General features: G+C 67.5%; 15 protein-coding genes. 6 read left to right on the plus strand and 9 right to left on the minus strand.

Translation table 11 applies throughout. The features are described 5' to 3' along the window. The first annotated feature begins 17 nt into the window (after positions 1–17). A complete protein-coding gene (locus RH90_RS05595) occupies positions 18–854 on the plus strand; it encodes an epimerase (RefSeq protein WP_029625066.1) in 837 nt (278 codons plus the stop codon). Here RH90_RS05595 and RH90_RS05600 read toward each other — a convergent pair. The 3 genes from RH90_RS05600 to RH90_RS05610 are packed head-to-tail and all read right to left on the minus strand — an operon-like array spanning position 764 to position 4,907. Continuing rightward, a complete protein-coding gene (locus RH90_RS05600; RefSeq protein ID WP_010184407.1) occupies positions 764–1,681 on the minus strand; it encodes a DMT family transporter in 918 nt (305 codons plus the stop codon). The two genes, RH90_RS05595 and RH90_RS05600, sit on opposite strands and share 91 nt — an antisense overlap. Next, on the minus strand, positions 1,678–2,679 hold the full coding sequence (locus RH90_RS05605) for a threonine aldolase family protein (protein ID WP_010184408.1): 1,002 nt from the start codon (positions 2,677–2,679) through the stop codon (positions 1,678–1,680). Before RH90_RS05605 ends, RH90_RS05600 begins: the two co-directional genes overlap by 4 nt. A 44-nt stretch (positions 2,680–2,723) precedes the next feature. Continuing rightward, a complete protein-coding gene (locus RH90_RS05610; RefSeq protein ID WP_010184409.1) occupies positions 2,724–4,907 on the minus strand; it encodes a transglycosylase domain-containing protein in 2,184 nt (727 codons plus the stop codon). Positions 4,908–5,165: 258 nt separating this feature from the next. Between RH90_RS05610 and RH90_RS05615 the strand changes: the two genes are divergently transcribed. Genes RH90_RS05615 through RH90_RS05625 form a run of 3 tightly spaced genes read left to right on the plus strand, consistent with a single transcriptional unit; the run spans position 5,166 to position 7,313 of the window. Further along, positions 5,166–5,771 (plus strand): NADPH-dependent FMN reductase, encoded by a 606-nt coding sequence (locus RH90_RS05615; RefSeq protein ID WP_010184410.1) that lies wholly within the window; start codon positions 5,166–5,168, stop codon positions 5,769–5,771. After that, positions 5,764–6,957, plus strand: a complete 1,194-nt coding sequence (locus RH90_RS05620) for a molybdopterin-dependent oxidoreductase (RefSeq protein WP_010184412.1) — start codon at positions 5,764–5,766, stop codon at positions 6,955–6,957. Before RH90_RS05615 ends, RH90_RS05620 begins: the two co-directional genes overlap by 8 nt. Continuing rightward, positions 6,954–7,313 (plus strand): hypothetical protein, encoded by a 360-nt coding sequence (locus RH90_RS05625; protein ID WP_010184413.1) that lies wholly within the window; start codon positions 6,954–6,956, stop codon positions 7,311–7,313. The genes RH90_RS05620 and RH90_RS05625 overlap by 4 nt, the downstream gene beginning before the upstream one ends. Positions 7,314–7,320: 7 nt before the next feature. Here the strand turns inward: RH90_RS05625 and RH90_RS05630 are convergent, their stop codons facing one another. The 4 genes from RH90_RS05630 to RH90_RS05645 all read right to left on the minus strand — a co-directional run bounded on the left by RH90_RS05630 (position 7,321) and on the right by RH90_RS05645 (position 10,704). Beyond that, entirely contained in the window at positions 7,321–8,076 is a 756-nt protein-coding gene (locus RH90_RS05630) for a sulfite exporter TauE/SafE family protein (protein WP_029625067.1), read from the minus strand. 112 nt (positions 8,077–8,188) lie between these two features. Beyond that, positions 8,189–9,397, minus strand: coding sequence for a 23S rRNA (adenine(2503)-C(2))-methyltransferase RlmN (gene rlmN / locus RH90_RS05635; protein ID WP_010184416.1), 1,209 nt, complete (start codon positions 9,395–9,397; stop codon positions 8,189–8,191). Between the two features lie 177 nt (positions 9,398–9,574). Next, positions 9,575–10,054, minus strand: a complete 480-nt coding sequence (locus tag RH90_RS05640) for a hypothetical protein (protein ID WP_010184417.1) — start codon at positions 10,052–10,054, stop codon at positions 9,575–9,577. Next, a complete protein-coding gene (locus tag RH90_RS05645; protein ID WP_010184418.1) occupies positions 10,051–10,704 on the minus strand; it encodes a histidine phosphatase family protein in 654 nt (217 codons plus the stop codon). Before RH90_RS05645 ends, RH90_RS05640 begins: the two co-directional genes overlap by 4 nt. 137 nt (positions 10,705–10,841) lie before the next feature. Between RH90_RS05645 and RH90_RS05650 the strand changes: the two genes are divergently transcribed. Both RH90_RS05650 and dnaN read left to right on the plus strand, forming a co-directional pair. Continuing rightward, a complete protein-coding gene (locus RH90_RS05650) occupies positions 10,842–11,525 on the plus strand; it encodes an outer membrane protein (protein WP_010184419.1) in 684 nt (227 codons plus the stop codon). A gap of 161 nt (positions 11,526–11,686) precedes the next feature. Next, positions 11,687–12,814: a DNA polymerase III subunit beta gene (gene dnaN / locus RH90_RS05655; RefSeq protein ID WP_010184420.1), complete on the plus strand. Its 1,128-nt coding sequence runs from the start codon at positions 11,687–11,689 to the stop codon at positions 12,812–12,814. Positions 12,815–12,855: 41 nt separating this feature from the next. On the opposite strand, the gene RH90_RS05660 is transcribed toward dnaN, so the two are convergent. After that, positions 12,856–14,178, minus strand: coding sequence for a PQQ-dependent sugar dehydrogenase (locus tag RH90_RS05660; protein ID WP_010184421.1), 1,323 nt, complete (start codon positions 14,176–14,178; stop codon positions 12,856–12,858). Next, a complete protein-coding gene (locus RH90_RS05665) occupies positions 14,178–14,627 on the minus strand; it encodes a DUF2231 domain-containing protein (protein WP_232280307.1) in 450 nt (149 codons plus the stop codon). Before RH90_RS05665 ends, RH90_RS05660 begins: the two co-directional genes overlap by 1 nt. Positions 14,628–14,712 lie beyond the last annotated feature (85 nt).

Consider the following 14,712-nt stretch of genomic DNA (forward strand, 5'->3'; position numbering starts at 1 on the left):
CGCCTGAGGGGTAAGACATGCGTCTCCTGATCTTTGGCCTCGGCTATACCGCGCAGGCATTGGCTGCGCGGTTGCGCGGCGCGGGCTGGCAGGTCGTCGGCACGACGCGCGATGGCCGTGGCGACACGATCCGCTTCGACGATAGCGTGGCACTCGCACGCGAGATCGCGGTTGCGACCCACATCCTGTCATCCGTTCCTCCGGCGGGCGAGATCGACCCGGTGCTGGTCAGCTATGGCGCAGCCGCGGCGCGGAGCGGGGCGTGGCTAGGCTATCTGTCCTCGACCGGCGTCTATGGCGACGCGGCGGGGGCGTGGGTCGATGAAAGTGCACCGACCGGCACCGGACGTCGCAGCGCCCGCGCCGAAGCCGACTCCGCGTGGCTCGCGCTCGGCGCGCGGGTGTTTCGCTTGCCGGGGATTTACGGACCGGGGCGATCGCCGCTCGATCGCGTTGCGACCGGCGCGGCGCACCGCGTCGAAGCGCCGGGCCAGGTGTTCAGCCGGGCGCACGTCGCCGATATCGTCTCGGGCGTGATCGCGGGCTTCGATGCGCCGGCCGGCGCGTACAACCTCGCCGACGATCTGCCGGCGAGCCAGAACGACGTCATCGCCTTTGCGGCCGCGCTGCTGGGGCGCGATCCGCCGCCGTTCGTGCCGCTCGATTCGCTCTCGCCGATGGCGCGCGGCTTCTATGCGGAGAATCGCCGCATCGCCAACGGCAAGGCCAAGCGCGTCCTCGGCTGGCGCCCGGCCTATCCCGATTACCGCGCCGGCCTGCGCGCCCTCAAAGCGATGACCAGCCCGCCGATCACCAGCGCAGCACCCGCGCCCGCCAGCAGCGACCAGCGATAGCCCTCGAACAGCGTCGACAGGCCCATCGCGATGACGGGCACGAGCACGCCCGAATAGGCCGCCTTGGCCGGACCGATCACGCGCAGCACGCCGAAATAGAGCGGGAAGGCGATCGCCGAGGCGAACACGCCGAGATATAGCGTCGCCGCGAGATACGGGAGCGTGAGTTCGATCACCGGCGGTCCCGTCGTCACCCAGGCAAACGCCCCGTCGAACGTGGCGCCGAGCAGCATCGCGATCCCGAGCATCGGGATCATCGGATAGGCGCGCGCGGTCTGCGTCCCCTGCATGACGTTCGCCGAAGAGGCCGAGAAGACCGCCAGCAGCGTGAAGCCGATCCCGGTCAGCGCTTCGACCGGGCCGTGCGGATCGACTCGCATTTCGCGGACGAACAGCAGCGTGACCCCCGCCATCGCCACCGCCATGCCGACAATCAGCTGCCGCCCCAGCTGCTGGCCAAGGAAGATCCGTCCGAATACCGCATTGGGGAGTAGCATCAGCGCGAACACCACCGCCACCAGCCCCGAGGTGATGTGCATTTCCGCACGGTAGACGAAGTTGAAGTTGAGGCAGAATTGCGCGAGCCCGAGCAGCCCCGCGAAGCGCAGCCCGCGCGCATCGAGCCGCAGCGATTCGCGCCGGATCAGCGCGTAGCTGCACATCACCACGCCAGCGACGAGGAAGCGGTAGGTCACCGACCAGCTCGCCGGCACGACGCCGAGCTGCCAGCGAATGACGAGCCAGGTCGAGCCCCAGATCAGCGTGACGATCCCGAACGGAATCAGGATAGCGAGTCTGCTCGACTGGGGCGTCGGCCCGGTGGTCAAAGCGCCGCGATCGCGTCGGCGAGCGGGCGGATGTCGGCGGGATCCTGGTTCCACGAGATGACGAGTCGCGCTTCGCCCGGTCCCCAATCGTAGAAATCGAAGCCGAGCGCGCGCAGGCTCGCGGCCTCGGCGGCGGAGACGCGGATGAACACCTCGTTCGCCTCGACCGGATGGACCAGCCGGTCGCCCGCCGCCTGTGCCAGTAGCGCCGCGCCGGCATTGGCGTTGCGCGCGAGATCGAGCCACAGATCGCCCTCGGTCATCGCGAGCAATTGCGCCGCGAGGTAGCGCCCCTTGCACAGCAGCATCCCGGCGCGCTTGCGGCGATAGAGCGTCGCGTCGGCGAGTTCGGTATCGAAGAAAATCAGCGCCTCGGCGTTCATCCCGCCATTCTTGATGAAGCCGAAGCTCAGCGCGGTCACGCCCGCGCGCCACGTCACGTCGGCGGGCGCGCAATCGAGCGAGGCGACCGCATTGGCGAAGCGCGCGCCGTCCATGTGCAGCGCAAGCTTGCGCGCCTTGGCGAGCTCGCCGATCGCGGCGACCTCGGCGGGCGCATAGACGCGGCCATATTCGGTCGCGTTGGTGATCGAGATCGCATGCGGCTGCGTCTGGTGGACGTCGTAGCGCGTCGCGTCGAGCACCGCGCCGATCGTTTCCGGCGTCAGCTTTGCGCCTTCGCCGTCGGCGAGGAACAGCTTGGCGCCGTGCGTATAGAATTCGGGGGCGCCGCATTCGTCGTTCTGGATATGCGATTCGCGGTGGCAGACGATGCTGCCGTGTGGCGGGCACAGCGCGGCAAGCGCGAGGCAGTTCGCCGCGGTCCCCGATGGGACCCACAGCGCGCGCACCTCGGTTTCGAACAGCTCCGAAAAGCGGGCGTCGAGCGCCTTGCTCCAGCGGTCGCCGTCATACGCGGTGTCGAGCACGTTGGCGTCGGCCATCGCGGTGAAGATCGCCGGATGAACCGGGGCGGCATTGTCGGAAAAGAAGCGCATCGCGCGGTCTTGCGGGGTGCCCCGCGCGGCGTCAACTCGTAGGGTCAGCGATCGTCCTCATAATCGCGGGAGTCGCGGCGATCGTCGCGTCCACCGCGGTCAGGATCGCGTCCGAAGTCGCGGGGCGGGGCGCGCTCATCGGGGTCACTCCGCCGACGATCGCGGTCGTCGGGGCGGTTCGACTGGAAGTCGAGCTCGCCGTTGCGCAGCCGCACGCGGCCGATGCCGGGGATTTCGCCCTCGACCGGCGGGATGTTCGCCGGATCGAGGAAGTTCTCGAGCGTCTCGCCGACCCCGTTGGCGGCGTCGGGATCGATCATTTCGTCCTCCGCCGGCGCGGCGACCTGAGCTGCGCCGACCCCCAGCGCCTGCTGCATGAAATCGCGCCAGACGCGTGCCGGGACGCCGCCGCCCGACAGGCCGGCATTGGGGGTGTTGTCATCGTTGCCGACCCACACGCCGACGACCAGCCCGTTGGCGAAACCGACGAACAGCGCGTCGCGGCTGTCCTGCGTCGTGCCGGTCTTGCCATAGGTCTTGACCGACAGCGCGGCCGCGCGGCCGGTGCCGGTCTCGGCCGAGGCGGAGAGCAGGTCGAGCATCTCGTCATGCAGCGTGCCGCTCAGCGCGTGCGGGCGATCGGTCAGCGTCGCGAGCACGCCGCGTTCGGGCGGATCCTCGAGCCCGCGCGGGCGCACCGGATATTGCTCGGCGGCGACCGCGGCATAGGCGGCGGTGAGTTCGAGCAGCGACATGCTCGACGTGCCGAGCGCGATCGTCGCCTCGCTCGGAATCGGCGTCGACACGCCGAGGTCGCGTGCCGCCTGGATCACCTTGGCGACACCGACTTGCTGCGTGATCCGCGCCGCCGCGACGTTCGACGAGCGCGCGAACGCCTGCCGCAGCGTGATCGGCCCGAGATAGCGCCCATCGGCGTTCTTCGGGCTCCAATTGGCGATCGTGATCGGCTTGTCGTCGACCACCGAATCGGGCGTCATCCCGCTGCGCATCGCGGCGAGATAGACGAACAGCTTGAACGCCGAGCCCGGCTGGCGCTGCGCCTGCGTGGCGCGGTTGAACGGGCTGTCGGCATAGGAGCGCCCGCCGACCATCGCGACGACGCGGCCGTCGGGGCGCATCGCGACCAGTGCGATCTGCGCCTGTTTGAGCCCCGCGCGCTTCACCGCGCGCTCGGCGGCGGTCTGAAGGCGGCGGTCGAGCGTCGTCCGCACGGTCGATTCGGTGGCGATCTCGCCGGCATGGTCGCGCGCGGCGGGGAGCACCCAATCGGCGAAATACGTGCCGTTGGGCAGCGGCGCCTTCGCCTGCGGGACGACGCGTGCGGGGCGCACATCGGCCGCGTCCTTCGAAAGGAACTTCGCCTCGACCATCGCGCCGAGCACGAGATTGGCACGATCGCGCGCACCCCTGAGGTTGACGGTGGGTGCGAGTTTCGACGGCGCCTTGACCAGCCCGGCGAGCATCGCCGCCTGGGCGATCGACAGGTTTTCGGGCTTGCGCGCGAAATAATGGCGCGCCGCCGCGCGCAAGCCATAGACGTTGTCGCCGAAATAGACGTTCGACAGATAGCGCGACAGGATCTGGTCCTTGGTCAGCCACGCCTCGAGCCAGAAGGCGATCATCACCTCGCGAATCTTTCGCGCGGCGGTGCGGTCCGAATCGAGAAAGGCGTTCTTGGCGAGTTGCTGCGTGATCGTGCTGCCGCCCTGGTCGCGCCCCTTCGACGTCAGATTGTGGAAGAAGGCGCGCGCGATGCCGCGAGGGTCGACCCCCCAATGGCTGCGGAAGCGCCGGTCCTCGATCGCGAGAAAGGCGTTGGTGACATTCTTGGGCAGCTTCGCCGCGTCGACCGGCGCGTCGATCACCGCGCCGCGCCGCGCGAAGGGCTTTCCGTCGTCGGCGAGCAGGGTGATGCTCGGCGGCGTCGGCGGCTGGAGCGATTTGGACAGCGGTGCGGTCACTGCGAGCCAGCCGACCGCGAAGACGAACAGGATGATCAGCGCCGCCACGCCGCGCATCATCCAGCGCATATAAATGCGGCGGCGAACGACCGGGACTTGCGCTGCATAGCGCGCGTAATCGAAGCTCGGCGGCGGCGGATAGCCCGGATCGGCGCGCCGCTGTGGCGGCGGCATGCCGTGCGTCAGCTCGAGCGCGTCATCGGCGTCGCGCGGGTCGGCGTCGCGATCGGTGGAGAAGAAACGCATGACTAGATCCCGCAACGACGAACGGGTGTATTAGCCAAATAGGACAGCTGGTGCAAGCGGCGGGGTGACATGCAAAGCGCTGTAGCAGCCGACAGACGGGCAAGCGAGACGTTCTCCAGACCTCGCCCGAGCGCGATCGCTTGCCGAATCCCGTGCGGGCGGGGTAGGATCGCGCGCGACTTCCATCTTGAGGCGGAGCCCTGACAACGCTATCAGAGTGGCGTGAGGCGGTCGCGCCACTTTGCCGAAAGCCTGATCATGTCCGATGCCCCACCCGCTTCGCTTTCTCCCGACCAGCCGCTGGTGGTCGGCATCGGCGGGACGATCGGAGGCACCTCGTCGACCGAGCGCGCGCTTGCGATCGCGCTCGAGGCGGCGGGCCAGGAAGGGTTTCGCACGCGGTTGTTCGGCGGGGCCGAGATGGGGCGCTTGCCGCTTTACGACCCCAAGGCGACGACGCGGACTCTCGAAGAGCGCGATTTCGTCGATACGATACGTCAGGCCTCGGCCTTGATCATCGCCTCCCCCGGTTATCACGGCAGCATTTCGGGCGTGGTCAAGAACGCACTCGACCTGCTCGAGGAAACCGCACGCGATCCGCACCGGCCGTATCTCGCCGACATGCCGGTCGGGCTGATCGCGACGGCGTATGGCTGGCAGGCGACGGGGAGCACGATCGCGGCGCTGCGCTCGATTGTCCACGCGCTGCGTGGCTGGCCGACCCCGTTTGCCGCCGCGGTCAATTCGCAAGTGACCAAGTTCGACGACGAGGGCGGCGCGAGCGATCCGGCGGTGCTCGAACAACTGCGGATGGTCGGCCAACAGGTCGCCCGCTTCGCGCCGCTGGCGATTCAGCATGGATGACACGCTCCGCCAGCAGATCGGTCGGCGCGGCGCGCTCGCGCTCGGCGTGGGGGCGATCGCGAGCAGCCCGCTCTGGGCGCAGTCATTGGTCGATCTCGGCTTTTCCGAGAAGGATGGCCGACGCCCGCTGACCAATGCCTTTCCCGGCAAGACGGGGATGATCCTGCAGCGGACGCGCGGGCCGTTGCTCGAGACGCCGATGGCGGCGTTCGACGGCGCGCTGGCGGACGATCCGGCGACGCCCAACGACCGTTTCTTCGTGCGCTGGCATTATGCCGACATTCCGCTGTCGGTCGACGTCGCGGCGTTCCGGCTGCACATTAAGGGCGCGGTCAATCGCGCGCTGTCGCTTTCGCTCGATGCGATCCAGAGCTTGCCTGCCGTCGAGATCGCCGCGGTCAACCAGTGTTCGGGCAATTCGCGCGGGCTGTTCGGCCCGCGCGTTCCCGGCGCGCAATGGGGCAATGGCGCGATGGGGCACGCGGTGTGGACCGGCGTGCGCCTCTCGGACCTGCTCGATCGCGCGGGGGTCGCGGCGGGCGCGCAGCACGTCCGCTTCGCCGGGCTCGACCGGCCGCCGGGCGACGCGCCGTGGTTCGCCAAGACGCTGACGCTTGGCCAGGCGCGCAACCGCGACGTGATCGTCGCCTACGGGATGAACGGTGTGCAGCTGCCGCTGCTCAACGGCTTCCCGCTGCGGCTGATCGTTCCGGGCTATTATTCGACCTATTGGGTCAAGGCGCTCGATTCGATCGAGCTGCTGACCGCCCCCGATACGGGCTATTGGATGGACAAGGCGTATCGTATCCCGACCGCGCCGCGTGCGAGCGTTACGCCCGGTGCGAAGGATTTTCCGACCATGCCGATCGGCCGCATGCTGCCGCGCGCCTTCTTCACCAGGGCCGATGCGCAGGCGGTGCGTGGGATCGCGATGGGCGGCGATGCCGGTGTCGCGAAGGTCGAATGGTCGATCGATGCGGGCCGGAGCTGGCATGCGGCACAGCTCGGGCGCGACCACGGGCCGTACGGCTTCCGTCGCTGGGCGGCGGTCTTGCCGCGCGGCAGCCATACCGTCGCGGTGCGCACGACCAATCTGCGCGGTTTGATGCAGGCCGCCGATCCGATCTGGAACCCGGGCGGCTATATGCGCAGCGTGATCGAAACCGCGAAGGTCACCGTGGCATGAGCCGCGCGCTTTCCTCCATTGCGCTGCTGCTCGTGCTCGGCGGTTGCCAGCGGTATGCGACCCCGGGCGAGACGCATGACGGCGGCGGCGCGCCGCAGGCGATCGCGCTCAATTCGCAAAGCATGACGTTGCCGTCCGAGACCGTCGTGCTCCCCGCGAGCGCCGAGATCGTCAGCACCAATTGCACCGCGTGCCACTCGGCCGAACTGATCCTGACGCAGCCCAGGCTCAAGCCCGAGCAATGGGCCGCCGAAGTCGCCAAGATGCGCACCGCGTACAAAGCGAGTTTCGCTGAATCGGAAGATCCCAAGCTCGTCGCGGCATTGCTCGCGCTGCAGCACGGCACCACGCCCTGAGCATCGCTCAGCCGTAGGCACGCCAGAAGAATACGCCCGTGGTCACCGCGGTGACGAACAGCGTCCAGCCGCGCACCACACTCGCGGGAAGCCGTTTGCCGATATGCGCGCCGCCCCAGCCGCCGAGCATCCCCCCGGCAAGCATCGGCAGGCAAGCGCTCCACGCCACAAGTCCGACTGCGATGAACACGATCGCCGCGGCGGCATTGGCGACCGCGAGCATCAGCGTGCGCGGCGCGAACAACGCGCGCGGCGATACGCCTGCGAGCAGGCCATAGACCGCGGTCGTCATCAGCCCGACGCCACCGCCGAAATAGCCACCATAGATGCCGAGCAGACCTTGCGCGACGATCAGTGTCCGCGTGCCGATCGCGACGCGGCGGCGCAGCGCGTCGGCGGCGGCCTTGCCGAAGGCTATCACCAGGAAGGCGAAGAGCAGCAGCCAGGGAATGACGAGATCGAACACATGGCTCGGGGTGAGCGCGAGCAGCGCGCTGCCGGCGAGGCCACCGACGAAGGTGATCGAGACGAGCGCGCGCAGCCCGACCCCGCCGATCGGGGCGAGCTCATGGCGAAATGCCCAGGCGCTCGTGCCCGCGCCGGGAAGCAGCGCGACATTCGAAGTGGCATTGGCGGTATTGGCGGGGAGACCGAGCGCGATCAGCGCGGGTAGCGTTGCAAAGCTGCCGCCGCCGGCCAGCGCATTCATCGCGCCGCCGAGGATGCCGGCACCTGCGGCCAGCGCTATGGTAGGCAGAGTCACCCGTACCTCGTCATGCCGGGCTTGTTCCGGCATCCATCGTACCGCACATCCTGCCCGCGCCGCTCTTGCTGCACGGTGGGCCCCGGGACAAGCCCGGGGTGACGGGTGGGGGTCAGCCGAGCGCCGCCATTTTCGCCTCGGCCTGGCGATCGAGCTCGGCGCGGCTGAGCTTCTCGCTCGCGGTCTTCAACTGGCCGCATGCCGCATCGATGTCGCGCCCGCGCGGGGTGCGCACCGGCGCGCTGATCCCGGCGTCGAACACGATGTTCGAGAACGACTTGATCCGCTCGGGCGTCGAGCATTCGTACGGCGCGCCCGGCCAAGGGTTGAACGGAATGAGGTTCACCTTCGCCGGCAGGTCGTAATGCTTGAGCAGCCGGACGAGTTCGCGCGCATCGGCGTCGCTGTCGTTCTTGTCCTTGAGCATCACGTATTCGAAAGTGATGCGCCGCGCATTGTTGGTGCCGGGATAATCGGCGCACGCCTGCAGCAGCTCCTCGATGCCGTATTTCTTGTTGATCGGCACCAGCTCGTCGCGGACTTCCTTGGTCACCGCGTGGAGCGAGATCGCGAGGTTGACCGAGATCTCCTCCCCCGCGCGCGCCATCAGCGGCACGACGCCCGAGGTCGAGAGCGTGATCCGGCGGCGCGACAGGCCGAGCCCGTCGCCGTCCATCACGATCTTCAACCCATCGCGGACATTGTCGAAATTGTAGAGCGGCTCGCCCATGCCCATCATGACGATGTTGGTGAGCATCCGCCCCTCGGGCTGGCTCGGCCATTCGCCGAGCGCATCGCGCGCAAGCATCACCTGGCCGACGATCTCGCCCGCGGTGAGGTTGCGAACGAGCCGCATCGTGCCCGTATGGCAGAAACGGCAGTTGAGCGTGCAGCCGACCTGGCTCGATACGCACAGCGTCCCGCGATCGGCGTCGGGAATGAACACCATCTCGTAATCGTTGCCGTCGTCCGAGCGCAGCAGCCATTTGCGCGTGCCGTCGTTCGACACCTGTGCCTCGACGACTTGCGGGCGCGAGATCACGAAGCGCTGCTCGAGCCACGGCTGCATCGTCTTGGCGATGTCGGTCATCAGCGCGAAGTCGCGGACGCCGCGATTGTAGATCCAGTGCCACAGCTGTTTCGCGCGGAGTTTCGCCTGCTTCGGGTCGAGCTGCGAGGTCTCGAGCGCGAGCCGCAGATCGGCCTTGGACAGGCCGAGCAAGTCGATCCGCCCGTCGCTGCGCGGCACGAAGGCGCGGGGGACGGGCACAGGGTCGATATGGCCGGGAATGGCCATGAGGGTGGTCGCGGAGTTGGGCATGCGTCGGCACATAGCGTGTTTCGGCGCGTTTTTCCACAGGCGCGCGTTTCGCCGAGAAGCGTATTGACCAACACCCCGTCACCCTCGCGAAAGCGAGGGTCCCGCTTCTTCTTATGACGCGGACAAAGTAGCGGGATCCCCGCTTTCGCGGGGATGACGGAGAAGGGAGGTCGGCCGCTAGTGCCCGACACACCCCAGCGACGCCGCATCGATCGCGGTCGCGGCCCCGCGTAAGGCATAGACGTCCGCAAACGGCGCGCCGCTCTTCGCGAGCGTTTCGACGCTCATGCTGCGGCTGGCACGGATCGCGACGACGATCGCGGCGTCGGTGCGCGAATCGGGCGCCCACGCATCGGCATCGCCAGCGACCAGTTCGAAGCGCCGCTCGCCGACCGACAGCGTGACACGCGACTGGGGATTGCGCACACGGCTCAGCCGGATGTGGAGCTGATTGCGAACGCCGCGCCCCGGCCAGGTCGCGACGCTGGCGAACGGACGCCAAGTCGAGGCCCCTCCCGCCTGGACCGGCTGCGCGATGGCATAGCAGCGCAAGGGCGTCGTATCGGTGAAAGCACCCCAGCGATCGAACACGCCGAGCGAATCGCGCGCGGTTGCCGGAGCCGCGATCGCCAGCGCAAGCGCCACCAGCCGCTTCACGCCGGTGCGTGCCCCGTGCCGCGATGGACCACCGACTCGACGCCGCGTTCGATCAGCACGACCGACCCTTGCGGCAATCCCGGCGCCGCGGGCGCGCCATATCCGGCCAGATCGGCCGCTCCGGTCATCACGCCGCGCAAAACGCGGCTCGAAATTCCGTGCATGATGACGAGCCGGTCACCCGAATCTTCGTCGGTATCGGACAGCCATCCTGACACACGCGCCACAATTTCGGGATAGGTTTCGCCATCTTCTGCGGCAAAAAGCAGCCCGTTGGCACGATCCACCACCGTGACGCCGTGCTCGGCGAGCTCGGCGTAATAGCGGCCGCCCCAGCTCCCCGTGCCGATCTCGGCCAGCCGCGGATCGGTCTTCGCCGCGTGCCAATCGAGTTCGAGATGCTCGGCGATGATCGCCAGCGTCTGTAAGGCGCGCCCGGTCGGCGAGGCCCATAAAGTCAGCGCGGGTTTTGCCCCCAGCTGCGCCCGCAACGCCCGCCCCATCTCGTCGGCCTGCGCAAAGCCGGCGCGCGTCAGCGGGGTGTGCGGATGGTCGCCCTGCAGCCGCCCGGCGGCGTTGAAAACGGTCTCGCCGTGCCGCGCGATGTAATCGCGGCCGCTTCGTGGCGGCTTCTGGGCGTTGGACTCCATGGTCTCGCTTTCAACCCCGTGTGGCGCAATAGCAACGCCTTATCGCGTTGTCTGAGGTTCATGCAACGACGCTCCGCGCCACCTATTTGTGCAATCCCACCAGGGATCGGTGGATGTGTACCAATGGAGTTACCCCAATGCGCAAGTTCGCTCTCACCGCTGCAACCGCAGCGCTTACGCTCGGCCTCGCGGCCCCCGCTTTCGCTCAGGACGGCCCCCCGCCCGCGCCGGCTCGCGACGATGCCACCTTCACCGGTCCCCGCGCCGGCGTGATCCTCGGTTATGACAAGCTGCAGCCCGGCCGCGGCCCGAATTCGGACATCGACAGCAACCGCAAGGCCGACGGCCTGACCTATGGTGGCGATATCGGCTATGACGCCGCGTTCCACGGTGTCGTGGTCGGCGTCGAAGGCGAAGTCACCGGATCGACCGCTGACGTCAGCAACGCCCCCACCAGCGCGGGTGCGCTGGGCTATGGTCGCGTCAAGACCGGCCGCGATCTCTATGCCGGCGCGCGCCTCGGCTACGTCGTCGCCCCCAAGACGATGATCTACGCCAAGGGCGGCTACACCAACGCGCGGCTCGATCTGACCGCGAACAACGGCACCGTCACCACCGGCAACCATTACAACCTCGACGGCTACCGCGTCGGCGCGGGTGTCGAGCAGAAGATCGGCCGTACGACCTATGCCAAGGTCGAGTATCGCTATTCGAACTATGGTGATGCGCGGCTCGAATATGCCAATGGCGGCAACACGAACAATTTCGACGTCAACACCGACCGCCACCAGGTCGTTGTCGGGCTTGGTGTCCGTTTCTGAACCATAGCGGCAAGATTTTGCCGTGGCACGAAGGGGGTCGGAGCGCTTGCTCCGGCCCCTTTTATGTTTAAGGAAAGGGACACGGCGTATTGCCTCCGAATGTGCTGAAAAGCGCATGGATTCGGTGGGATGTTTGGGCGACTTTGGCCCGGGGGAACGACATGAAGGCGACGATCGAACGCGCGACCCTGTTGAAGGGCCTCAGCCACGTGCAAAGCGTGGTCGAGCGGCGCAATACCATTCCGATCCTGTCGAACGTGCTAATCGAGGCGACCGCCGAGGGCGGGCTCAAGCTGATGGCGACCGATCTCGACCTGCAGATCAACGAGACGATCGCCGCCGCGGTCGACCAGCCCGGCGCGACGACGGTGTCGGCGCACACCTTCTTCGACATCTGCCGCAAGCTGCCCGAGGGCAGCCAGGTGAGCCTGGCCGCAGCCGACGGCAAGATGACGATCATGGCGGGCCGCGCGAAGTTCCAGCTCGGCACGCTGCCGCGCGACGATTTCCCGGTGATCGCCGAGGGCGAGCTGCCGGTGTCGTTCGAGCTGCCGGCGGAGACGCTCAAGCAGATCATCGACAAGACGCGCTTCGCGATCTCGACCGAGGAAACGCGCTATTATCTCAACGGCATCTTCTGGCACGTATCGGACGATGGCGGTGCAGGCGGTGCGGGGCCGGTGCTGAAAGCCGCCGCGACCGACGGCCACCGCCTTGCGCGCGTGACGATGCCGCGGCCCGAGGGCGCCGAATCGATGCCCGACGTGATCATCCCGCGCAAGTGCATCGCCGAGCTGCGCAAGCTGCTCGACGAGGTCGACGGTTCGGTCGGCGTTTCGCTGTCGCCGACCAAGATCCGCTTCGATCTGGGACAGGCGCTGCTGACCTCGAAGCTGATCGACGGGACCTTCCCCGATTACAGCCGCGTCATCCCGACGGGCAACGACAAGATCCTCAAGATCGACCCGCGCAGCTTCGAAGAAGGCGTCGACCGCGTCTCGACGATCGCAACCGAGAAGACGCGCGCGGTTAAGATGGCGCTCGATCGCGACAAGATTATCCTGTCGGTGACGTCGCCTGAAAACGGCACGGCGGCCGAAGAAGTGCCCGGCGAATATGTCGCGCTCGGCTTCGAGATCGGCTTCAACAGCCGCTATCTGCTCGACATTCTCGGCCAGCTCGAGGGCGACACGATCGAGGTTCACCTCGCCGATGCCGCAGCCCCGACGCTGATCCGCGAGAACGACAAGTCGTCGGCGCTGTACGTCCTCATGCCGATGCGCGTTTGAACCTTCCTTAGCCCCTCCCCTAAAGGGGAGGGGCTTAAGTTTTACTTCCCTGCCGCGCTTACCCGCCACACCGTATCGCCGAGATCGTCGGCGATCAGCAGCGCGCCCTGCTTGTCGACCGCCAGCCCGACCGGACGACCGCGCGCCGCGCCATTGCCCCCGATAAAGCCGTCGACGATCGTCTTGGCCTTGCCGACCGGCTTGCCATTGGCGAACGCCACGAACGACACGCGATAGCCGTTCAATTCGCCGCGATCCCAGCTGCCATGTTCGCCGATAAAGGCGCCGTTCTGGTAAGCGGCGGGCAGATTGGCGCCGGTGTAGAAGGTCAGGCCGAGCGGTGCGACATGGCTCGACAGCGCGTAATCGGGTGCGATCGCCCGCGCGATCATGTCGGGACGCTGCGGCCGCACGCGCGGATCGGCGTGCTGGCCGTAATAGCTGTACGGCCAGCCGTAGAAGGCGCCGTCCTTCACCGAGGTCATGTAATCGGGCACGAGGTTCGGCCCGAGCTCGTCACGCTCGTTGATCACCGCCCAGAGCTGGCCGGTCTGCGGGTTGAAGGTCAACCCGTTGGGGTTGCGCAGGCCCGTTGCATAGGGCCGGTGCGCGCCGGTCGCACGATCGACTTCCCAGATCCGCGCGCGCTCCTCCTCGGCGGCGCGGCCGTTTTCGAGGATGTTGCTGTTCGAGCCTATCCCGACATAGAGCTTGCTGCCATCGGGGCTGGCGGTGAGGCTCTTGGTCCAGTGGTGGTTGATCGGCCCACCCGGGAGCGCGGTCAGCAGCGTGCCGCGCGCGGTGATCTTGGTCTGGCCGGTGACATAGGGGAAGCGCACGATGCCATCGGTATTGGCGACATAGAGATCGCCGCCGACGAGCACGATACCGAACGGCGAATAGAGGTGGTCGAGGAACACGCTCTGCTGGTCGGGAATGCCGTCGCCGTTGGTGTCGCGCAGCAGCGTCACGCGGTTGCCGCCCTTGGCGCCAGCGCCGGCGAAGCCCTGGACCCATCCCATAATGAAATCCTTGGGACGCTCGATCGGCTCGGTGCCCGGGCCGTTCGATTCGACGACGAGCACGTCGCCATTGGGCAGTACATAGGGCTGGCGCGGATGGTGAAGGCCGGTGGCGAGAGCCCGAATCTGCAGCCCGGCCGGAACGCGCGGCGTTTCGCCTGCCTTCCAACCGACCGCCTTGGCGATATGCATCGGGGGGATGAGATACTGGTTGGGCGCGGGCAGCACCGGATTGGGGCCGACCTGGCTGTCGCGATCGAACGACGCGCCGCTATCGGTGCAGCCGGCCAGAGCGAACAGCGCGGCGCAGGGGAGCGCGGCGGTGCGAAGCAGAGCGCGCATTACTGGATCTCCCCATGGGCAGTGCGATAGACGATCGGGCGACCGATCAGCGCAGTGACGATCATCGCGACGACGGTCAGCACCGACAGCGTCAGCCCGGCGGGGACGACCGATGTCCAGGCATCACGGCTGTGAACGAAGTTGTTGATCAGCGCGAACACCATCACGACCAGATTGCCGACGCTATGCAGGCGGGCGGGACGTTGCCGGCGGATGCCGCGCTTGCGGCTGAAATCGATGATCCCGGCAATCGCCGCGAGGACGGCAAAGACCATCCCGACGAACAGCAGCCAGGCCGAGAAGTTCGCCCATTGCATGTCGGCGCTCGCGGCATAGGCGAGGTCGGTGGCAAGCGCGCCGGTGAAGCAGACGATCGGCACGGGGCCGAGGAACGCGTGGATCGGATGGCGGATGACGGGCACCGCCACGGCTCGGTTCGTATCGGTCACGGGATACCTTTCGTTCGGCGCGCGCGGGCGGGGCCTCGGGTTCAATACGATCGCGCCGACGGGATGTTCCAAGCGATCCATCGGA

It is taken from the genome of Sphingomonas sp. PAMC 26605, from assembly GCF_000241485.1.
Taxonomy (GTDB): domain Bacteria; phylum Pseudomonadota; class Alphaproteobacteria; order Sphingomonadales; family Sphingomonadaceae; genus Sphingomonas.